Raw genomic sequence first — 21,076 nt, 5'->3', positions numbered from 1 at the left:
AAGAGATGGATTTAGAGAAGCTTGAAAAGGAGACCAGACAGATCGCTACAGATGTCTTGGACAAGGCGGGTTTGGTCAAGGGAAATATTTTTGTCCTAGGTCTATCTTCTAGCGAAGTCATGGGGGGACACATTGGCCAGCATTCCAGTAGGGAAGTCGGTCAGGTCATTGTCAAGACCCTGTTAGATATCCTGCAAGCTCGGAGGATTTACTTGGCCGTTCAAGGTTGCGAGCACCTCAATCGTGCCCTAGTCGTAGAGCGAGAATTGGCAGAAAAGAAAGACCTAGAAATTGTCAATGTCCTGCCCAGCCTACATGCAGGCGGGAGTGGCCAGCTAGCGGCTTTTGACTATATGAAAGATCCTGTGGAGGTTGAGTTTATCACAGCCCATGCTGGCTTGGATGTGGGAGATACGTCAATCGGAATGCATGTCAAGCATGTTCAGGTTCCGATTCGCCCTCAACTGCGCAGTTTGGGCCAGGCTCACGTTACCGCCCTTGCCAGTCGTCCCAAGTTAATTGGCGGAGCTAGAGCGTCTTATATTGAAGATAGGATTCGGAAATCCTAGTAGAAGAGGAGAAGAGGCTGGGACAAAAGTCCTAGCCTCTCAATTGTCTTTGGATTGTCGAGCAAGACGCAGTGGTTGAGTGGGCTCTACTACGCTGATTTCATCAGCTTTTACAGCCCTACTCAACTGTGCGGAGGTGGGACGACGAAATCGAATTCTAACGAATGACCGATTTCTGTCCCACTCTCTTTTCCAAAATGGCAGATTTTGCTAGTCGATTCTCGCACTAGAGAGAAAGGTAAATCCACGGTGATAGGAAAATATTGTCTGCTGAGAGCTGGGCAAATGGTCAAAAAAGAGTAAAAAGTGGTTAAGATTTCAGCGTATGAAAGGGGAAAAAGGCGAAAAATAGAAGGTGTCGCTTGAAAAAACTGCTACTTATGTTATAATGGATTGTATGCAAAAAATTTGAAGGAGAACTGACAGAATGTCTGTATCATTTGAAAACAAAGAAACAAATCGTGGTGTATTGACTTTTACTATCGGTCAAGACCAAATCAAACCTGCTTTGGATCGTGCTTTTAATGCAGTTAAGAAAAATATCGCTGTACCAGGTTTCCGTAAAGGTCATATTCCTCGTCCAGTCTTCAACCAACGTTTTGGTGAAGAATCACTTTATCAAGATGTCTTGAATGCATTGCTTCCAGCAGCTTATGAAGCAGCTGTAAAAGCAGCTGGTCTTGAAGTAGTTGCACAACCAAAAATTGATGTGACTTCAATGGAAAAAGGTCAAGAATGGGTCATCACTGCTGAAGTTGTGACAAAACCTGAAGTGAAATTGGGTGCTTACAAAGACCTTGAAGTATCTGTAGAAGTTTCTAAGGAAGTTACTGACGCTGAAGTTGATGAGCGCATTGAGCGTGAACGCAACAACTTGGCTGAATTGGTTCTGAAAGATGGAGCAGCAGCTGAAGGTGATACAGTTGTCATCGACTTTGTTGGCTCTGTTGACGGTGTTGAATTTGACGGCGGAAAAGGCGATAACTTCTCACTTGGACTTGGTTCAGGTCAATTCATCCCAGGCTTCGAAGACCAATTGGTTGGTCACTCAGCTGGTGAAACAGTAGACGTTGTTGTAACCTTCCCAGAAGACTACCAAGCAGCTGACCTTGCTGGTAAAGAAGCAAAATTCGTTACAACAATTCATGAAGTAAAAGAAAAAGAAGTTCCAGCTCTTGATGATGAACTTGCAAAAGACATCGACGAAGAAGTTGAAACTCTTGCTGAATTGAAAGAAAAATACCGTAAAGAATTAGCAGAAGCGAAAGAAGCAGCTTACAACGATGCAGTTGAAGCAGCAGCGATTGACCTTGCAGTAGAAAATGCAGAAATCGTTGACCTTCCAGAAGAAATGATTCACGAAGAAGTTCATCGCGCTGTGAACGAATTCCTCGGCAACATGCAACGTCAAGGTATCTCTCCTGATATGTACTTCCAAATCACTGGTACAACTCAAGAAGACCTTCACAAACAATATGAAGCAGATGCTGCAGCACGCACTAAGACGAACCTTGTTGTAGAAGCAGTTGCGAAAGCAGAAGGCTTTGAAGCTAGCGCTGAAGAAGTTGAAGCAGAAATCACTTCATTGGCAACAGACTACAACATGGAAGCAGACCGCGTTCGCCAATTGCTTTCAGAAGAAATGCTTAAACATGATATCGCTGTTAAAAAAGCAGTTGAAGTCATCACAAGCACTGCTAAAGTAAAATAATAGCTTCTAGTCAGCCCTAGTGGGTGACAAATGCAAGCACAAGAGAGAACGATTTGTTCTCTCTTTTTTGATGTTGGAGGGATAGTTTAAAAATAGGAAAGCTAATCTCTAAATTAAAATAAGCTCTACAATTCCTACAAGGAGTGAACCACTGTAAAAATTATAGAGCTCATATCACAACATCCATGGAATACCCATTTCGTTTGATGCTTCAATAGCATGAAATGCAGCTATTTCGTTTTCAATAATTTTTAATAACTCATCCTCCTCTAGTAAACGTAATATTTCAAGATTTTTTTGTATTAGTTCTTCATCAGCATCACAAATTCCGATTCTGGCCGAATGAAATGCAATTGCATCATATCGTTTAAGTAATTTTGCTGTTTTAATAACCATCGAACAAATATGACTGCACATCGGAAAGTGTTTATAATAAAAATAAAAGGTAGACAAATTTGATAGAAGGGCTAGTTTTATGGGAAGGATATTTTGAAAATCAGAGTATTTTTCTAGTCTGTGAAGAATTAATTGAGTGGTATCTAGAATAGTCTCCGTAGGAAGGACAAAAAGAATGGAGTTTAAAATGTTGAAATCTGATGCGTACCATGTGTCATGGTGTTTTAGATCGTTCCATAAAATGTCAACGATATCTTGTGTCACCTTATCTCTGTTTGAAATTCCATTCTTTCTGATTTGAAGTATAACTGTCAAGGATTGGTGCAATCTTTGGATAGAGATATCCCAATGAGTTTTTAGATAAGATTCACATTTTTTATAAATCGTTTCGAGTTCTCCTGCTCCACTAATTGAATGGATATTGCTGATTTGATTTAATAGTTGGGTATGCTCGCTAGGATGGTAAAGATTGCAAATATAATCAAATTCATCAAAGCTCATATTAATTTGTTGAAGTAAAAAAGCCATGTTCTCATACTTTGGAACTACAAGTCCATTCTCTATTTTAGAGAGTGTTGTAGGAGACAGTATATTACCGCAGACGTCTGACTGAGTTAGGTTTTTAGACTTTCTAATTTCTTTATAAACTTTTCCAAAATCATATCTCATATCATAATCTCCAAAAAAACTTGAAAAAAGTTAAAACAATACTACATGATTCTGACTACATTATATAATTTAGTAAGGAGGAATGCAAAGAAATATAAAAAATTTCAAGTCGTAAATTATGTTCTATCATTTTCTTATATATTCTTAACAAACTCTATGTTAGGCTAGAGGACTGTGTAGAATATAGAACTTAGAAATAAGAAAGTAGGTCAAAAAATGGCTAAGAAAAAGATGCTGTTAACTTTATCAGTCGTAGCATTAGGAATTGCTTCATATGCTTTGCTGAAACCAGTTATTGCAGAAACAACAATCGGTAAAACAAACGAAAATCAGACGATTTCAATTTATAAGAATTTACTAAAAGGTAAATCTGAAAAAGAAATTAATGACTACTTTTCAGGTTTATCAGACAGTAAACTGATCATTGCAGACAAATCAGGTGGTTTTACAACTAGCTCTACAGATGACTATAGTAATCCCGTAGAGACAATCGATGAGAATGGCAATAAAGAATTAAAATCTTTCCAAGATAAAAGTGTTGCTGCAACAGTTGGTGAAATCAAAGAAGCGCTTAAGAATAACTAAATCAGACAACTTGCTGATGTTAATTGCTAGTTGCTGAATTAGAGAGAAAGAGAGTGGGACAGAAATCGGTAATTCGTTAGAATTCGATTTCGTCGTCCCATNTTCGTTAGAATTCGATTTCGTCGTCCCATCTCCGCACAGTTGAGTAGGGCTGTAAAAGCTGATGAAATCAGCGTAGTAGAGCCCACTCAACCACTGCGTCTTGCTCGACATCTAAAGACAATTGAGAGGCTAGGACTTTTGTCCCAGCCTCTTTTTTTGTCGCATGTTTAGTTATGTGCCTCTATGATAAGAACTTTAACCTCTTGGTGTGAATGCTTAGAGGAAGTATGTCTAGCTTAGGCCTCGGCTGGCTACTTTTCCTATAGATTCCTAGCAATCTAGACCTCGGCTAGCCACTTTTACTATAGTTTTTTGATAGCTGTTGGCCAAAAGTAAGTATTTGACGAGAGGGAGATTTCTTTCTAGGTCTCAGATAAGGAATTGTTTCAAGAGCAAATAGGATAACGAAAAGCAGTTTTTAGCTGATTACTGAGAAATGCCCGGCTGTCATAGAGAGATATTTAGCTTTTAGACAGATTTTTTGGGGGAGCTTGTGATATACTGTTAGTATGGAAAAAAATGATATTGTTTACGGCGTGCATGCTGTGACCGAGGCCTTGATGGCCAATACGGGAAATAAACTTTATATTCAGGACGACTTGCGTGGCAAAAATGTGAGCAAGCTGAAAGATTTGGCGGCAGAAAAGAAGGTTTCTATCTCTTGGACACCTAAGAAAACCTTGCAGGAGATGACGGATGGAGCTGTTCACCAAGGCTTTGTCTTGCGGGTATCAGAGTTTGCCTATGCAGAATTGGCGGAGATTTTGAAAAGAGCGGAGCAGGAAGAGAATCCTCTGCTGTTGATTTTGGATGGCTTGACAGATCCGCATAATCTAGGCTCTATCTTACGGACGGCTGACGCTACCAATGTCACGGGAGTGATCATTCCCAAGCACCGAGCAGTCGGCGTGACACCAGTTGTGGCCAAGACCTCTACGGGCGCTATCGAGCACATTCCCATTGCCCGTGTGACCAATCTCAGCCAGACTCTGGACAAGCTCAAGGAAGCTGGCTTCTGGATTTTTGGGACGGATATGCAGGGGACGCCTGTTCATAAGTGGAATACGGCAGGCAAGCTGGCCCTCATCATCGGCAACGAAGGCAAGGGGATTTCCAGCAACATCAAGAAGCAGGTGGACGAGATGTTGACCATTCCCATGAATGGGCATGTCCAAAGCCTCAATGCCAGCGTCGCAGCGGCCATTCTCATGTATGAAGTCTTTAGAAATCGGGTGGGCTAATGCAAGTACTTGGGAGTTATACGTTAGAAAAATACCAAACAGAAAAGTTTGAGCCGATCATTTATGCTATCTACCATAATAAAAGAGAAGATAATTATTGCTTTTGCTTTGAAATCACTGAGGAAGCCGATCAGTATCCCTTAGAGGACTTATTGACCCAGTATTCCTTGAATTGCACAGATTTATACGGTCAAGGAAGTCAGGTAAATGGCGCAATGAAATATCTGGTTGAGGTAGAAACCTTATCCACTGATAAGGCGGATTTCATCAGTATTCTAAATTTTTCTACAATTTTAAATAAAGAGATTGTGAATTATGTAAAAGGAAAATATGAGTACCTTGCTGAAAAGAGGTGTATAAGTTCCTTTTATATGGGGAATCAAAAAGTGGAAGTTCCTGTGCTTGCTTACCGAAGTGATAACTCTGGGATGGTTTCTTTTCAAAATATATATCCAGAAGGACAATTAACAAATTTATTTTTAGAAGATAAAAAATATGATGTTGAGTGTTTAGATGGGGAATGGACCTGTATTGAATTACTTGATGGTAAGGCAAACTTGATTTTAAAAGATTCACAAGATGAATATTTCCAATATATTTTTGATTTGAAAGGATTTCAAGGTGTCAGTCCTGTTCTAGACTGACCGAGCGAAATAGCTTTCCTAAAAAGCAAGAAATTTCTAATAGCTTGTCCCGATAGGGTGGTAGGCAAATCACTAGGAATAACCCGCTTATGTCTATGGAGAAGTCTTCTCTGTGGCCACTAAAAGATGATGGAGAAAAAAGATGGCCTTTAAAATTTTAACGGATTCGACGGCAGACCTGCCAGAAAGCTGGACTCAAGAACATGATGTGCAGGTTCTGGGCTTGACCATTCAGCTGGATGGCCAAACCTACGAGACTGTCGGACCGGATAAGCTGACTAGTGAGCAGCTTTTAGCCAAGATGGAGTCTGGCAGCAAGCCAACTACCAGCCAGATCAATGTCGGCCAATTTGAAGATGTTTTCCGCCAGTATGCTCAGGAGGGCACAGCAGTTCTCTATGTGGCTTTTGCTTCCGCCCTGTCTGGTACCTACCAAAGTGCAGTTATGGCGCGGGAGATGGTCTTAGAGGATTACCCTGAGGCAATCATCACAATCCTTGATAGCAAGGCAGCTTCGATGGGAGAAGGGCTCTTGGTTATGAAGGCTGTAGAAGCTAGAGCGGCAGGTCAGAGCCTAGAGCAGACGGCAGACCTGCTTCAAAGTCTAGTGCCTAGAGTAAAGACCTATTTCTTAGTAGATGACCTCAACCACCTTATGCGGGGTGGCCGCATTTCCAAGGCAGCGGCTCTCATGGGAAGCTTGGTCAATATCAAGCCAATCATTGCAGTCACAGCTGATGGAAGTCTGGATTCGGTCGCTAAGGTGCGAGGCAAGAAGAAGGCGCAGGCTGAGGTAGTTCGGATGACTCTAGAGACAATTTCTGAGCCATTTGTAGTGATTGCCTATGCAGGCGAAAAAGAAGTCGCTGAAAATGTCAAGGAGCAGCTTTTAGCTTCTGGGGAGGTCACAGAAGTCCTTATCCTGCCTCTTGGTCCGGTTATTTCGACACATACCGGCCCAGGTACTCTAGGACTCTTTAGCATTGGCAGTGAACTTTCAGACTAAATAGAAATGAAATCGTTATTTTATAAATAATTGCATCAAATATATTGACTTTTAGTTAGAAAATTTGGTATGATAGTAGGCGGTATTGTTTACCCCATTTGTAAGGCCCCGGAACCTTTCAAATAACTCGCGGACCGGAACATCCGCCCTGTAAACAAAAACGATATTCATAATAGGAGAAATCATGAACAAAACTACATTCATGGCTAAACCAGGCCAAGTAGAACGCAAATGGTACGTTGTTGACGCAACTGATGTACCTCTTGGACGCCTTTCAGCAGTTGTTGCTAGCGTGCTTCGCGGAAAAAACAAACCAACATTCACACCACACACTGATACAGGTGACTTCGTAATCGTTATCAATGCTGAAAAAGTTAAATTGACTGGTAAAAAAGCAACTGATAAGATCTACTACACTCACTCAAACCACCCAGGTGGATTGAAATCAATCTCTGCTGGTGAACTTCGCTCTAAGAACGCTGTTCGTTTGATCGAAAAATCAGTTAAAGGTATGCTTCCACACAATACTCTTGGCCGCGCTCAAGGTATGAAGTTGAAAGTATTTGTAGGCGCTGAGCACACTCACGCTGCACAACAACCAGAAGTTCTTGATATTTCAGGACTTATCTAAGGAAAGGAACAATAAAGTATGTCACAAGCACAATATGCAGGTACTGGACGTCGTAAAAACGCTGTTGCACGCGTTCGCCTTGTTCCAGGAACTGGTAAAATCACTGTAAACAAAAAAGATGTTGAAGAGTACATCCCACACGCTGACCTTCGTTTGGTTATCAACCAACCATTCGCAGTTACTTCAACTGTTGGTCAATACGACGTTTTTGTAAACGTTGATGGTGGTGGCTACGCTGGTCAATCAGGCGCTATCCGTCACGGTATCGCTCGTGCCCTTCTTCAAGTAGACCCAGACTTCCGCGATTCATTGAAACGCGCAGGCCTTCTTACTCGTGATGCTCGTATGGTAGAACGTAAGAAACCAGGCTTGAAAAAAGCTCGTAAAGCATCACAATTTAGTAAACGTTAAAACTTATTTAAACTTATTGAAAGCATTTCGTATCAAAAATACGGGATGCTTTTTCTGTTCACCCCAAATTTTTGTAACTAGGTGATACTTGAAATTAATACAAATTTGGTTGTTTTTGATAAATCTAAGCAACACTACATGATGAAGTGAAAGGGGATGAATCTTTGATAGTATTCACTTATTGTGAAATATGATATATTTATTAATTAGATGGATGAATACTTCTAGAGTTAAATATAGTATAATAGGGACATACTTTTTGGTTTATTTTTGTTTGTAGTCGGATTATGAAAGAATATCCAATATTATGCGATAAGATAGAATGTTACAAAAAAGAAAGGGGATGCAATCCGATGAAGAAAGACAGATTAATTGTATTGACAGATGCTGTTCTAGCAATTATTATGACCATCTTGGTTTTAGAGTTAGAAAAACCAACAACACCAAGTCTTGAAGCTTTTTGGGATTTACGGCAAAATTTCTTTGCTTGTTTTCTTTCCTTTTTCTGGTTGGGATCGTTATGGATGGCACTAAACACATTATGGGAAAAGGTTGAGAAAATTTCCTCAGAAATTATTTGGTGGAATTTGTTTCTACTCTTGGAGCGGCAGGAGTTCTCTTTGGAGAATTTCATGCCATCCAAGATACCAGTCTGAATGATGTGGTGGACCGGATCTATATAAATGTCAAGGATTTACCGTTTCAGTCCTTGGGAGCTTTAGCTAATATCCTGTCTGATATTAAGAAGGGACTGATTCAAGACAGTCATATCTGGTCTTTCTTCCAGTCATTTTTCAAACAATATCAGTTGATAATCAGCTTAAATCAGATCTATCAGTTTGTCTATCTTTCTCTGATGGAGATCATGTCCTATCTTCACTTTGATTATTGGAAAAAAACGGCTCGGTCAGGAGCTAGTATGAATAAGGAGAACAAATGAAACGTTTAAAAATGTTATGGCATATTATGCAGGTTACGGGTTTTACTCGGTTTGCTCTGAGTTTTGTGACCTTTGTTTTTGGGTCAGGAGGCGTGCTTTTCCTAGTTGAACCTGCTATCACAAATTACGGAGACGGTCTTTGGTATGCTTTTGTGACTTCGACGACTGTCGGCTACGGGGATCTCCTAGCTGTGACCTTGATTGGAAGGATTACCAGTGTCTTCTTGACGATTTATGGGCTCATATTTTTTGGCTGTTTATCAGCTGTTATTTTTAATTATTATACCAATTTAAATAAGGAAAGAGGAGAGGACAAATGACTGCCAATTATTCAACACGGGAATACCGTGAGAAATTATACGATGACCTTCATGTTCGATTGAGAGATACAGCGATTTTGATGTGTGCAATTTTTATTGCCTCTATCGGACTAAATATGAATTCAACAGCTGTCATTATAGGAGCCATGTTGATTTCACCTCTCATGACACCGATTGTTGGACTGGGATTCGGTTTAGCTATTTTTGATACGCGTTTAATCAAGCAATCTCTAGAGGTTTTATTGACTCAAGTGTTGGTCAGTTTGCTTGTCTCGACTCTGTATTTCTGGATTTCTCCCTTGTCTTATGCAAGTAGCGAGTTGATTGCACGAACCTCTCCAACCATTTGGGATGTCCTCATTGCTATTGCTGGTGGGATTGCTGGTGTGATCGGTTCAAGGAAAAAAGAAGCAAACAATATCGTGCCAGGAGTAGCCATTGCTACAGCTCTGATGCCGCCTATCTGTACTGCTGGCTATGGTTTAGCTAATGGGAATGTACGATTTTTATTGGGGGCTCTCTATCTTTTCTTGATCAACTGTGTCTTTATCATGCTAGCCAACATTGTTGGAACAAGAATTTTGATGAGAAAATCTCCTTTAACTTCATTTAAAGAGCTGAGCATTAAAATGAGAATTGGCTTGATATCTTTGATTGTATTGTTGATTCTTCCAGCTAGCTATTCGGCAGTTACTCTGACAATAGAACAAGCGCGCAAAGAAGGGATCAAACAGTTTGTAGGAAAAGAGTTCGCCAATTATACGGTTATTAATCAAGTCTACAAGTCAAGTAACAATGAATTGGTCTTGACGGTTGTTGGAGATCCGATTTCAGAAGAAGAATTAGAAACACTCCACCAAAAACAAGCCTCTTACGGTATTCAATCTGTTCAATTGAAAGTGAATCAAGTTCAGAACTCGCCAACATTAGATAGTGAAGCGACCAAGGAATTTTATGAAAACATTGACAAGTATATTGATCAAAAACTCTCTGAAAAAGATTCACAAAACGATCTCGTAAAAGAAAATGAAGCAGACAAGGATTGAGGACAATGAACTGAATCGGTTTTTACGCCGTGTTTTTCTTGTATCTTCCTCTTTCTTACTTATAGCAGGTTGTTTTTGCTTGAATAAGAAATAAATTAGAAGTTCTATCATCTAAGAAAAATGATGAACAAAAAATCATTTAACTAATGGTGTGAACTTTTAGTATTTATCAGCTCAATTCGTGTATTTTTAGGATAAAGTTCACACCATTCAGATGAAATTAGTTGGAATTGGATGAAATTTTGAGTTTTGAAAACTTGTAAAAACATTGATATTACAAGCTTTTGAAATTTATTCAAAGAAAAATCTTTCAAACCAGGTCTTAAGAAAGCCCATAAAGCGTCACAATTTAGTAAACGTTAATTCGAAAGAATTACTATACTTACAAAGTGCACCTTTCTCGGTGTTCTTTTTTATATTTCTAGACTAAATTGGTGCAATTGACACAGTTGTTGCGACTTTAGTCGCTTACAAATGTGGCTGCAAACTGACAGAGTCAGTTGCCTCAAAACGTTAATCAACACGATACTATCAACGTTTACAGACATTCAAGAATTTTCTCTTGGATGTCTTTTTTTGACTACTTTAATTTTGCAAATTAGGAATTGCATATAATTATTTGAAAAAATAAAAATAGTTAGTTACAATAAAAGTGTAAAAGCGCTTACTCAATTATTGGGGAGGTTTATATTGTAAGATATCTGTTTTTCTTTCTTAAGATAGGAGGATTTTTAGGAAAGATAAAATCTCAGAATCAGTATATGCAAAGAATCTCAGCATTTCCGCTTCAAGTTTCAGAAAAATGATTAAATGAATTAAGCAATAATTGAAATATTAATAATGGTTTGTTGGAGGTAGTTAAAAATGAGAGAAAAACATAAAGTGACTGGGCAGTTATTTTTGCTCTCAAATTTACCGTTTTGTTGTTTGATTTTGAAAGATATTTCATTAGTCTATGCTAGGTTGCTATTTGTACTTTTCTTGTTTTTTACATTATATTTCTCTTATAAAATAGGCATAAAACATAATGTCTTTAATCGTATTCAGAAACTAGAGTGGAACAAAGTATTTTATTGCTTATCATTCGCTGTTTTGTTAAGACTCATAGTTCATTTGTATTTAAGCATTTTTGGAGATACCCAAAATGATGCGTTATTACAAATTTTAAAAGATATTATGGGCGTAGAGTTATTCAATTTTTATGCAATTTTCGTAGGACCAGTTTTAGAGGAATTAACTTTTCATGGTGCAATAATGAATTATTGCTATAATATGAGCAGGAAAGGTTTCATCATATCAAATATATTGTTTGGATTAATGCATTGCATGAACGAACCTAGTATTGGAATTTTTATTAGATCGATTTTACTGTATAGTTTGTTAGGCTGTATAATGTCTTACATTTATTATAGAACTAAAAGAATAGAATACTCTGTACTAATTCACATATTTAGTAATTTTTTGGCTGTAATAGTGTAGTTAAATAGATTTATAATTATGTATTCTAATTATTTTTCTATTTGTAATTTTATGTAAGGTTTTGCTCAATAGACCACTAATAAATATTATTGGAGATAACATAATGTTAGCAGATAAAGAAATGTTCTTCAAAATAGAAAATATCCTCCGTGAGCAAGGAGTGCTTGAAAAATTTGAAGAGGAAAATGGGGAAATAACTGGTCATATGATGATTACGATGACGGAAATACCTCCTGAATTAGGAATTGATAAAGTTAGCGATAATATGCGTGCTTTTTATGCTTCATTTGATTTCTATAATATGATGATTGGGATTGCATGCGATTTAGACACAATGGAACTTATTCCTCAAATGTGGTTCACTCCTCAGACTGATGATGCTGTGGAACCTTCTAGTGAATGGATAGAATTTTTTGTAAAAACTCTATGTGAGAATATATCGGAAGAGGGTTTTGGAGTACCAATGTATAGTTTTTTAAATGACCACAGTGACCTTACAATTGTTTCGACTCAATCATAGCAAAGAGAAATGGGAAAGATTTTGAATAAACATGATCACAGCTTAGCACATGCTTTCCAAGTAAGGCTTGAAAAAGGCCCGAAAAGCGTCACAATTTAGTAAACGTTCATTCAAAAGAATTACAATACTTACAAAGAGCACTTTTGGGGTGTTCTTTTTCTACCCCCAAACTAAATCAAAGGTAAACAAAAACCACCCTATCTCCCGCAGTCAAATAGGACTGCAGAAAATAGGGTGGTTTTTGGACGTTAACGATTAGTTATCGTCTTTGTGAAGGATGTTTTTAACGCCTGCGATAGCACCTTCAACAGCGCCTTTTGCGTCTTCAGCAATTTCTTTCACTTTTGAAGCTACTTTTTCAGCAGTTCCTTCTGCTTGAGTTTTTGTATCGCCAGTAAGTTTACCGAAGCCTTCTTTGATAGAACCTTTAGCTTGGTTGAATTTTTCTTCGATTGACATGGAAATTTCCTCCGTTAATTAAGTGTATTATCTAAGTTGGATGCGGTTTGATACTCATTCAAGCGAGATAATAGATACAAGTATAGCCTCTTTACGAAGAAAAAGCAAATAACTGCTACGGGATGACAACTAATTTTTAATAGGTCACCACATTAATTTCGCCCTTGTCATATTCTGCAATGAAGATATCGGAGACATTTTCAAATCCTTCTTTTTGTAGTTCGGTCATCAACCACTCTTCTGACTTGCCGATAGTTTCTAAAATTTCAAGTTGGACAACTCCATCGGTAATGATTGGATATTTCGGATTTTCATCGCCAATTCTTACGATAATCAATTGACCATTTTGCTCGATGACGGCTCTTTTGACTTCTTTCAGTTGGAATACTCCTTGGGAGCGTAATTTCAAAGCGACGTCTGATGCGGATAGCCCTTTTGAACGGCAGGCTTCAGGATCTAGTTTCCCGTTTTTGATGATAATGGTTGGTTTCCCGTCAATCAGATGTTTGATATAAGAAACATTGATGTTCAGCCATTTTAAGAGCAAAATCAGAATGGTCCAGATAATTAAGATGACTGCATATTGAAGGATAGTAATGGAGCTGTTGTAGATGACCCCGCCGATAATGCCACCGAGAACAAAGTTTTGTACTTGGTCTGTTGCGGAACTTGGGGCTAAATTTCCCTTACCTGTCACATTGATGACAAAAACGAGGGAAACAAGTCCCAAAGCTAACTTAATTGCAATTGTAATAAAAAAGCTCATTATTTTTCAACCTCCACGAGTTCAACGTCTGATTTGTACAGTTCCATTTTTTCTAATAAATAGCTATCCTGATCGGTTCCACTAATAGCACGGTAGAATTGTTTGCCAACCTTAATGATAGCTCCATCTGTCGTAGCTGAAGTATTGACATAGATTTCTTCCTTTTCAACGCCTAATTCTTTTGAGACAACCTCGATAAAATGCAAGGAGCTACGGAATTGATTGTCATTTGATTGATTGTTTTGAAAATTAGTAATGCTAATCAGAACGAAGGCTACTAAGGTCAAGATAGAAATAATGGACAGCTCACGGAACTTACTTCCTCGTTTGTCTTTATAGGCTTTAAAGGCGAAAAATCCTGTCACCAAAACCAAGCAGGCTGATACAATCACCATAACCCAATTCTGTTGGCTAATCTGACTCAGTACATAGTCATATGAATAGAATTTCATAAGATCCCTCACTTTTTTTTGAATTCAAGCTATTATAAAACAAATTAGCAGCTGCATCAATAGCTTTATATCGGAAAAATAAAGTTTTCTAGAACTGGTTTGAAATATGGAAGCTGTATATTCCTAAGTAGAATATTTCACTTCATTTGAGTTTCCAAACTACCAATAGAACTTGACAAAATCGTTCAGAGTGCTAGAATAGGAGACAGGTAGAAGCCGATTTAGCTCAGTTGGTAGAGCAACGCACTCGTAACGCGTAGGTCACAGGTTCGATCCCTGCAGGGGGCATCTAAATCAACAGGAAAAAGCCTTGATTTATAAGGCTTTTTTGCTTGTCTATAACTGATTTGCCCCATCATTTGCCCCACATTTTTTTATGAGCAATCTTTCCAGACATCTCTAATTTGATTAAATTCCTCAAAAATTTTCTCTTCTAAAGTGTGTCCATATACTTCTACTAACATTGAAATATCTCTATGCCCTAGAATTTTTGCAATAACTCCAAGGTCAAATCCTTTGTGCCAGAGGTAGCTTCCATAGGTATGACGTGCTCCTTTTGTCGTGATAATTGGATAAATATCTAATTCATTTAAAAGAACACTCAAAGCTTTATTGACACTTGCAATATCTGGTACCAAGTGAATATATCCATAATGCTGAAAAATCATTTTATACCTATTCTTGATTCCTAGCTCTTTATTAGCTTTCTCTTGTTCAATTTTTAGGACTTGTAATATCTTAATACATTCTTCGTCTATCGGTACCATCCGAATAGACGTTTTGTTTTTTGGAGGGACAAATTTATGAGAAAGGGTATTAAACCTCCTATATGTTTTTAGCAGTCCTCTGTCAAAGTCAACTTCATTCCAAGTTAACGCTATTAACTCTCCAAACCTCATGCCTGTTTTTAGTAGAAAATAGACGATATAAGGAACAATTGAACGTTGGTAATCAAATTTTCTCTTTACTGCTAAAAGTAAATCCAGATAGTCCTTTTCTGTATGTAAATATTTCTCTTCTGTCATCTGTTGTTCTTTGGATGAAAATAACTCGACATGTTGTGTAAAATCATCTATTAGAACTTTGTCTGCAATTGCCATTTGGATGCTCTGATGAATTCCAGTATTCAATCTACCAAGAAAATTTCTACCAACTGTTTGACCATACTTATTCATTATTCTTTGGTATTCACTCGCACGAATTTGAGTGACTTTTTTATTTCCAAATAATCTTTCAATTGTGTTTTTACGGAGAAGATATTTTTTCTTTGTCTCTTCCGACCTACTACTCGGTAGAATTTTTAGTTCAAGCCATTCTTGATATAGATCGACAAGAGAAATATCTCTAGAAATTCTTTTCCCTAAACGAAGTTCTTGCAGAATTGGCTCAGCTTCTGACTCTGCAAGTTTTTTTGTTTTAAAACCGCTATTATGAGCAACAGTTTTTCCTTCGTTACGAATTTCATAGGTCCATAAGTTACTATCTCCTCGCTTTCGATAACGAACACTTGCCATATTACGCCACCTCAGTTCCTAGAATCTCATTTACAACACTTTTTGGAACAACCATCAAACGTTTACGATTATAAAATGTATAGCCTCGTGATACAAGTAATTCTCTTGCCTGATGGATGATATCATTTGCAGTGTGAGGGCGATAGCCCATTTCAATTAATTCTTTGTTACTAATTAAATTATGATCCATAGTTATCCTCCTTATTTATTTTCTAAATTCAGAAACTCGCCTACAAGTAGTTGTAATTCTGCATTTAATTTAGGGAGATTCTGTATTAATACTTCTTTTAATTCTTCCGCAAATTGATTCGTTTCTTCTCTCAATAGTTTGCGGACTCTTGTTTTTTTCTTTTTGATGCTGTCTGATTTTAAATTTGGAAAAGCCAATGATAACAGTTCAGGATTGTTTAGAAAGATAATTGTAAATGCTCTTTGCTCCACTCGAATATGATCTAGCTTATAAAACCCGAAATTATCAAGTCTACTCATAATATCTTGGACCATCTCCTCCCCAATCGCTTTGGTTCTGAGTTGGAACTCTAGTCTCCACCAAAACGGATTTACATCCAAATCTAGCTTCTCTTCTCGCTTGTGAGCAATGATTTCTTTATTCTTATCATATAACCTAACTTGTACATTACTACCGCTAGAACCCCAATATTTCGTCTCTAATTCGCCCCCTCGACCATAGAAGACCTTATGGGTAACACCACCTTTAATATGTTGCAAATTAACGATTTCAGGCCTGTTGAAAATGTCAAATGCCAAATCAAAACGAGACAAACGTACCGTCAATGAATTCAATCGAGCAAAGTACATTAATTGCCTCCATACTTTCATTCCATCAAATTCTTTTAAAGTATTAGGATTGAAATCAATTCGAATCAATTGTTCACCTCCATAAATGGATAATTGAAAAAATATAATATTGATCGAATCATACTCATTAAAAACTTTAGCTAAAGTAAAGACATCATCTCGAACATTATCATATATTTCAAATGAATCAACTCTTGTACTTATTGCCTGTTTCAGATTCTTGAAAATCCGTCTTAGGGAACCAGTATCTGTATCCCAGATAACCGTTAGTCTATCAATACTGACATCTAACCTCTGTACTAATTCTCCTACATCACATCGTTCTTGAATGCTTCTTAAATCTTGTATAGAAACCAACAAAATTGTCCCCCCCTTCTTTTAGATTTTTTAGGCCTCAGAAACACCGTCAAATCAACGTTTGCTCGTTCCGTCGTTCTTTGGACGTTGTCCTAAGTGTCCCTTTTTGCTGGCTGTTAGAATATCCAGCTTTTGCTTGGCTAGAAATTGTCTGGACGGCAGTCCGCAGGACTTCGCCTGACTTCCCGTCAGGCTCGTCCCTTGTCCTTGTCCACACAATTTCTAGCTCCAAGGCTTCGAATAGTCATAAGTCATAGTCTCGTCTTCAACTTCCTCCTCACTCACTATTCCTAAACATATGAGCTATTTTGTATCATTTATAACTTATTTATAAGTTATAAATATATTTTATAAAAAATATTTGGGGTAGTCAACTAAAAACTTGATTTGTAAGTTTACAGGTGATAAAATAAGTTAAAAATAAAAACAGGAGTTTCCCATGACCTTTATTATTCAAAATTTTGGACCCAATTTGGCACGACTACGCATAGAAAAAGGAGTAAGTCAAACTCAACTAGCTGAAGACTTAGGAATTGGTAAACAGTCCATCTCTGATTATGAAAAACAAAAAAGCTATCCTACCTTTGCAAATTTAGATAAGATAGCAGAATATTTTAATGCAACTCCAACCCAACTATTTGGAACTAGTAAAGAGATTGAGTTAGAAAAGAGTGTTCTTGAATCTAATGAATACTCTGATAAAGTAAGTGAGATTTTAAAAGCTGTCAAATACATCGAAGATTTTCTAGAAACTGATGGACAGTACTTAGAGGATTTACTTTACTTAACAAGAGGCAACCAACTATACACAGAAGATGGAGATGAGTTGTATATTGATCCAACTTCTCAGAAAAGAACACTTCATAACCAATATGAACCTGGTTTTATTGAAGCAAGGGATAAATCTCCACTAGAACTCTTAATTGAAAATAAGGAATTGTTTGATAAATAGAAAAAGCGAGGATAACCTCGCTTCAGATTGAAGTTAAAATCTTTAGAAGACACTTTTATAAGGACTTTGTCTTCAATCTGTGAAAAGGAGTGAAAACTCCTTTTCTTTTTGTAAGTCAGACTGAAACTTCCAAATTGTTTATTTATTTTATTGACATTTTCTATAAAAATAAGTACAATAGTTTTATTAGCAAATTATACTATATAGGGGGTATTGAAATGAAATTTTCTAATCGTTTACTGCTATTCCTTGCAGGAGTTGTTTTTGTCCTTTTAGGACTTTTCCTATTTACAAACCCAGTAGCTAATCTTGTTGCTTACAGCTGGTGGATTTCATTTGGTTTACTGGTTTCTTCTATAGCAGCTATTTTAGGCTATTTCTCTGCACCAAAAGAGCTTCGCTCACCTGTTTATCTTTTCCAAGGATTTGTTAGTCTTCTCTTAGCTCTTTACCTCGTTGCTTATGGCTTTGTGACCCTGCCGGTCGTCATTCCGACCATTGTAGGAATTTGGTTAATTGTAGAAGCCATTATTGCTTTCTTTAAAGGCAATCGTCTAGGATTGATTTTCCCTATTATTGGTAGCAATATCATGTGGGTAGCCTTGCTTGAATTTTTACTAGGTCTAGTGATTCTGTTCAATCCAGTGGCTACAGGTGTCTTTGTCGTTTATGTCATTGCCTTTGCATTTTTAGTTACTGGCTTCACCTACATTATTGAGGTCTTTCGTAAATAGTCTAGTTGCTATTTCTATCGCATTCAAAAAAGCTGGGAAATCATATTCTCAGCTTTTTCGTCTCTTTAATTATCACTTTTTCGCATTCCATTCTGCGTAGAATTGCTCCAAGTATTCTTCCAAAAAGTGATGGCATAGTGCTCTAGCATTCGATAAGTTGCAATAATAACCGGTCGAGAACGGGGCATCGACTCAATCATACCGAAAATAAAAGAGCGAATGTTATCTGCAAAAAGAAAGCTTAGATTCTTTGCGATTTCAACAAAAAAAGCACTGTTTGTACTGACCCCAAAAGTTAGACAGAAAAAATCTAACTTTTGGGATCAGTACATTTTCAACTCTCTTATTTATTTTCTTATCTCACATAATTACTTCACATGTCCAGGCTCATCAAATTCATTTTTTTCAATAACATATGCCACATTTGCATCCTTATTGAACAAAGAACATATATCTATTATGCTACAAAAGCTTTTTGACCGCAAAATTCCATTTATTTGTAACCTTCTTCCTACTTTCTATTTTACTTTTCTGACAGAAAAGATTATAATAAGGAGTATTTTTTTCGGAGGTTTTTATGTCATTTCTATCAAAAAATTGGGCAGGACTGTTAGCCTGTCTTATTATATCTATCATCTCTTGGGTTTTAGGAGGCTTTCTGCCCGTTGTGGGAGCACCTGTTTTCGCCATTTTTATCGGAATGATTCTCCATCCCTTTCTCACTTCCTATAAACAACTGGATGCCGGCTTGACTTATAGCTCCAAAAAATTGCTTCAGTATGCTGTTATCTTGCTTGGATTTGGACTCAATATCTCTCAAGTTTTCGCAGTTGGAAAATCTTCCCTTCCTGTCATCCTTTCGACCATTTCTATCGCTTTAATTATTGCTTTCTTTTTCCAACGATTTTTTAATCTGGATACAAAGCTAGCTACCCTGGTTGGTGTAGGTTCTTCTATCTGTGGCGGTTCTGCCATTGCAGCGACTGCTCCTGTTATTCACGCCAAGGAAAAAGAAGTAGCCCAAGCCATTTCTGTTATCTTTTTCTTCAATGTCTTGGCAGCTCTTATCTTTCCAACTCTAGGTTCTTGGCTCCATCTCTCCAACGAAGGTTTTGCTCTCTTTGCGGGTACTGCGGTCAACGATACTTCCTCTGTAACAGCCACAGCTAGCGCTTGGGATAGTCTTTACAATAGCAACACTCTTGAATCTGCCACTATTGTCAAACTGACACGCACCCTGGCTATTATCCCTATCACTCTCTTCCTCTCCTATTGGCAAAGCCGTCAACAAGGCAACAACCAAGGGGTAAAGCTTAAAAAAGTCTTCCCCGTTTTCATCCTCTACTTTATCCTAGCTTCTCTGCTAACTACTCTTCTCACATCTTTCGGTGTCAGCAATAGCTTCTTTTCACCTCTCAAAGAGCTCTCCAAATTCCTCATCATCATGGCTATGAGTGCTATTGGTCTCAAAACAAACCTCATTGCTATGATCAAATCCAGTGGAAAATCCATTCTTCTTGGAGCCCTTTGCTGGATTGCTATCATCCTGACTAGTCTTGGCATGCAATTACTCATCGGTATTTACTAAGAAAAAAGGGAGCCTAAAGGCTACCTCAGAACGTAGACAAACGTCATTTTTGGCGTTTGTCTTTTTGTATGTTCAAAGATATTTTGTCTTATCATCTACTATTCCATCCAAAAATCTGATTTAAATCAAAATAAAAAGGGATATTCCCTATCCATTTCGATAATTTTTTCATTAATTTGTTTTTCCATTTTATCCTCCGATTAGTCTCGCACTGATATTTATTGATAACAACACTATATATCTAGTATAGCATAATCGTCAGATATTATAGGTTTTCAAACCAAATGAGAGTCATTCGTTTTTGCCCCATTTTTAAATCATGACATTGGAAATACCTAAAAGTACTTCCCTAAAATCACTTATATTTCAATATTTTTGATTATTTTCAATATGAAAATCCTTTCCAAATCCATGTGAGTTGGTACATGAGGTAAATGTGCTCCAAGGTTTTGACAATTCGCGTCACATGAAGTTATTTAAGCATATCCTTTTTCTCTCATTACCATTTTCTGTTATAATGAATTGTATTTCTAAAGTAGAAAGGTATTAATATGACAACTCTTATTAAGCATAAACGTGTAGAATTTTCAGAACTTTTTTATGACCTAGTTTTTGTTTTTGCAATTTCAAAAGCAACTACTTTAATTGACCATCTTCATAACGGTATTTTGACTTGGAATTCTTTCCTTGATTTTTTCATGGCTGTCTTGGTTCTCACCGATTCCTGGATGATTCAAACCATTTATACCAATCGCTATGGAAAGAACTCTTTATTTAACATGGTAATCATGTTTATCAAAATGGGACTTTTACTCTTTATAGCCAATATGATTGGACCTGATTGGCAACAATATTTTCATTATCTTTGTTGGGCTGTTGGTACATTAACCTTTACCTTATTTTTACAATATTTGGTTGAATTTTTTAGAAAATCAACCGATAATGTTGAACGGGAAAGTATCAAAGGTTTTCTATGGATAACAGGTCTAGGAAGTTTAGGAGTCTATCTAGCAGCTCTTCTTCCTATTTACGTTGGAGTCTCTGTCTTATTTGCTAGTATTCTGCTAACATTTATTATTCCAATTATCTTGCTTAGTAAAGATAAGCATTACCAGGTAAATCTCCCCCATTTAATCGAGCGCATCTCCCTTCTTGTCATTATTAC

At 37.3% G+C, this 21,076-nt stretch carries 26 protein-coding genes; 18 read left to right on the top strand and 8 right to left on the bottom strand.

The window, feature by feature from the left end; translation table 11 throughout:
• Positions 1-5: 5 nt before the first annotated feature.
• Positions 6-569, top strand: coding sequence for a TIGR01440 family protein (locus tag FXF62_RS10150; RefSeq protein ID WP_148888645.1), 564 nt, complete (start codon positions 6-8; stop codon positions 567-569).
• 427 nt (positions 570-996) lie between these two features.
• On the top strand, positions 997-2,280 hold the full coding sequence (gene tig, locus FXF62_RS10140) for a trigger factor (RefSeq protein ID WP_149518635.1): 1,284 nt from the start codon (positions 997-999) through the stop codon (positions 2,278-2,280).
• A 174-nt stretch (positions 2,281-2,454) separates the two neighbouring features.
• Here the strand turns inward: tig and FXF62_RS10135 are convergent, their stop codons facing one another.
• The gene (locus FXF62_RS10135; protein ID WP_149518634.1) at positions 2,455-3,345 is read right to left on the bottom strand and encodes a helix-turn-helix domain-containing protein; all 891 of its coding nucleotides are present in this window, start codon (positions 3,343-3,345) and stop codon (positions 2,455-2,457) included.
• A 216-nt stretch (positions 3,346-3,561) separates the two neighbouring features.
• Here FXF62_RS10135 and FXF62_RS10130 point away from each other — a divergent pair, with 216 nt between their 5' ends.
• From FXF62_RS10130 to FXF62_RS10075, 12 genes are all read left to right on the top strand, one after another.
• Positions 3,562-3,930, top strand: a complete 369-nt coding sequence (locus FXF62_RS10130) for a hypothetical protein (RefSeq protein ID WP_185774117.1) — start codon at positions 3,562-3,564, stop codon at positions 3,928-3,930.
• A 611-nt stretch (positions 3,931-4,541) separates the two neighbouring features.
• Positions 4,542-5,273, top strand: coding sequence for a 23S rRNA (guanosine(2251)-2'-O)-methyltransferase RlmB (gene rlmB / locus FXF62_RS10125; protein ID WP_149518633.1), 732 nt, complete (start codon positions 4,542-4,544; stop codon positions 5,271-5,273).
• Entirely contained in the window at positions 5,273-5,917 is a 645-nt protein-coding gene (locus tag FXF62_RS10120) for a hypothetical protein (protein ID WP_149518632.1), read from the top strand. Before rlmB ends, FXF62_RS10120 begins: the two co-directional genes overlap by 1 nt.
• 142 nt (positions 5,918-6,059) lie before the next feature.
• A complete protein-coding gene (locus FXF62_RS10115) occupies positions 6,060-6,923 on the top strand; it encodes a DegV family protein (protein ID WP_149518631.1) in 864 nt (287 codons plus the stop codon).
• Between the two features lie 184 nt (positions 6,924-7,107).
• The gene (gene rplM, locus FXF62_RS10110) at positions 7,108-7,554 is read left to right on the top strand and encodes a 50S ribosomal protein L13 (RefSeq protein ID WP_002876943.1); all 447 of its coding nucleotides are present in this window, start codon (positions 7,108-7,110) and stop codon (positions 7,552-7,554) included.
• 18 nt (positions 7,555-7,572) lie between these two features.
• A complete protein-coding gene (gene rpsI / locus FXF62_RS10105; protein WP_002902303.1) occupies positions 7,573-7,965 on the top strand; it encodes a 30S ribosomal protein S9 in 393 nt (130 codons plus the stop codon).
• Positions 7,966-8,318: 353 nt separating this feature from the next.
• Positions 8,319-8,621 (top strand): TMEM175 family protein, encoded by a 303-nt coding sequence (locus FXF62_RS10100; protein ID WP_006151097.1) that lies wholly within the window; start codon positions 8,319-8,321, stop codon positions 8,619-8,621.
• A complete protein-coding gene (locus FXF62_RS10095; protein WP_000397555.1) occupies positions 8,546-8,905 on the top strand; it encodes a hypothetical protein in 360 nt (119 codons plus the stop codon). Before FXF62_RS10100 ends, FXF62_RS10095 begins: the two co-directional genes overlap by 76 nt.
• Positions 8,902-9,225, top strand: coding sequence for a potassium channel family protein (locus tag FXF62_RS10090; protein ID WP_000825751.1), 324 nt, complete (start codon positions 8,902-8,904; stop codon positions 9,223-9,225). Before FXF62_RS10095 ends, FXF62_RS10090 begins: the two co-directional genes overlap by 4 nt.
• Complete coding sequence (locus tag FXF62_RS10085; RefSeq protein ID WP_000126416.1) at positions 9,222-10,271, top strand: DUF389 domain-containing protein; 1,050 nt, start codon at positions 9,222-9,224, stop codon at positions 10,269-10,271. The genes FXF62_RS10090 and FXF62_RS10085 overlap by 4 nt, the downstream gene beginning before the upstream one ends.
• A gap of 864 nt (positions 10,272-11,135) precedes the next feature.
• On the top strand, positions 11,136-11,750 hold the full coding sequence (locus FXF62_RS11015; RefSeq protein ID WP_149518630.1) for a CPBP family intramembrane glutamic endopeptidase: 615 nt from the start codon (positions 11,136-11,138) through the stop codon (positions 11,748-11,750).
• Positions 11,751-11,853: 103 nt separating this feature from the next.
• The gene (locus FXF62_RS10075; RefSeq protein WP_149518629.1) at positions 11,854-12,270 is read left to right on the top strand and encodes a hypothetical protein; all 417 of its coding nucleotides are present in this window, start codon (positions 11,854-11,856) and stop codon (positions 12,268-12,270) included.
• 255 nt (positions 12,271-12,525) lie between these two features.
• Here the strand turns inward: FXF62_RS10075 and FXF62_RS10070 are convergent, their stop codons facing one another.
• The 7 genes from FXF62_RS10070 to FXF62_RS10040 all read right to left on the bottom strand — a co-directional run bounded on the left by FXF62_RS10070 (position 12,526) and on the right by FXF62_RS10040 (position 16,869).
• The gene (locus FXF62_RS10070) at positions 12,526-12,729 is read right to left on the bottom strand and encodes a CsbD family protein (protein ID WP_149518628.1); all 204 of its coding nucleotides are present in this window, start codon (positions 12,727-12,729) and stop codon (positions 12,526-12,528) included.
• Positions 12,730-12,865: 136 nt separating this feature from the next.
• Positions 12,866-13,495, bottom strand: coding sequence for a DUF421 domain-containing protein (locus tag FXF62_RS10065; protein ID WP_149518627.1), 630 nt, complete (start codon positions 13,493-13,495; stop codon positions 12,866-12,868).
• Positions 13,495-13,947, bottom strand: coding sequence for a DUF3290 family protein (locus FXF62_RS10060; RefSeq protein WP_149518626.1), 453 nt, complete (start codon positions 13,945-13,947; stop codon positions 13,495-13,497). Before FXF62_RS10060 ends, FXF62_RS10065 begins: the two co-directional genes overlap by 1 nt.
• Positions 13,948-14,321: 374 nt before the next feature.
• On the bottom strand, positions 14,322-15,461 hold the full coding sequence (locus tag FXF62_RS10055; RefSeq protein WP_015605872.1) for a site-specific integrase: 1,140 nt from the start codon (positions 15,459-15,461) through the stop codon (positions 14,322-14,324).
• 1 nt (position 15,462) lies between these two features.
• Positions 15,463-15,651: a DUF3173 domain-containing protein gene (locus FXF62_RS10050; RefSeq protein WP_002903611.1), complete on the bottom strand. Its 189-nt coding sequence runs from the start codon at positions 15,649-15,651 to the stop codon at positions 15,463-15,465.
• An 11-nt stretch (positions 15,652-15,662) separates the two neighbouring features.
• Positions 15,663-16,640: a replication initiator protein gene (locus FXF62_RS10045; protein WP_015605873.1), complete on the bottom strand. Its 978-nt coding sequence runs from the start codon at positions 16,638-16,640 to the stop codon at positions 15,663-15,665.
• A 46-nt stretch (positions 16,641-16,686) separates the two neighbouring features.
• Positions 16,687-16,869 carry a hypothetical protein gene (locus tag FXF62_RS10040; RefSeq protein ID WP_080551212.1) on the bottom strand — a complete coding sequence of 61 codons (183 nt, stop codon included), beginning with the start codon at positions 16,867-16,869 and terminating at the stop codon, positions 16,687-16,689.
• 207 nt (positions 16,870-17,076) lie between these two features.
• Here FXF62_RS10040 and FXF62_RS10035 point away from each other — a divergent pair, with 207 nt between their 5' ends.
• The 4 genes from FXF62_RS10035 to FXF62_RS10015 all read left to right on the top strand — a co-directional run.
• A complete protein-coding gene (locus tag FXF62_RS10035; RefSeq protein ID WP_003013606.1) occupies positions 17,077-17,589 on the top strand; it encodes a helix-turn-helix domain-containing protein in 513 nt (170 codons plus the stop codon).
• A 218-nt stretch (positions 17,590-17,807) separates the two neighbouring features.
• Positions 17,808-18,323: a DUF308 domain-containing protein gene (locus FXF62_RS10030; RefSeq protein ID WP_049506050.1), complete on the top strand. Its 516-nt coding sequence runs from the start codon at positions 17,808-17,810 to the stop codon at positions 18,321-18,323.
• 577 nt (positions 18,324-18,900) lie between these two features.
• Positions 18,901-19,911: a YeiH family protein gene (locus FXF62_RS10020; RefSeq protein ID WP_149518625.1), complete on the top strand. Its 1,011-nt coding sequence runs from the start codon at positions 18,901-18,903 to the stop codon at positions 19,909-19,911.
• A 551-nt stretch (positions 19,912-20,462) separates the two neighbouring features.
• Positions 20,463-21,076 (top strand): low temperature requirement protein A (locus tag FXF62_RS10015; RefSeq protein WP_149518624.1); only part of this gene is annotated, 614 nt, incomplete at its 3' end.

Source organism: Streptococcus cristatus (assembly GCF_008369405.1).
GTDB classification, from domain to species: domain Bacteria; phylum Bacillota; class Bacilli; order Lactobacillales; family Streptococcaceae; genus Streptococcus; species Streptococcus cristatus_G.
The sequence above is the reverse complement of the archived record's forward strand: the minus strand, read 5'-3'. Positions and strand labels throughout refer to the sequence as shown.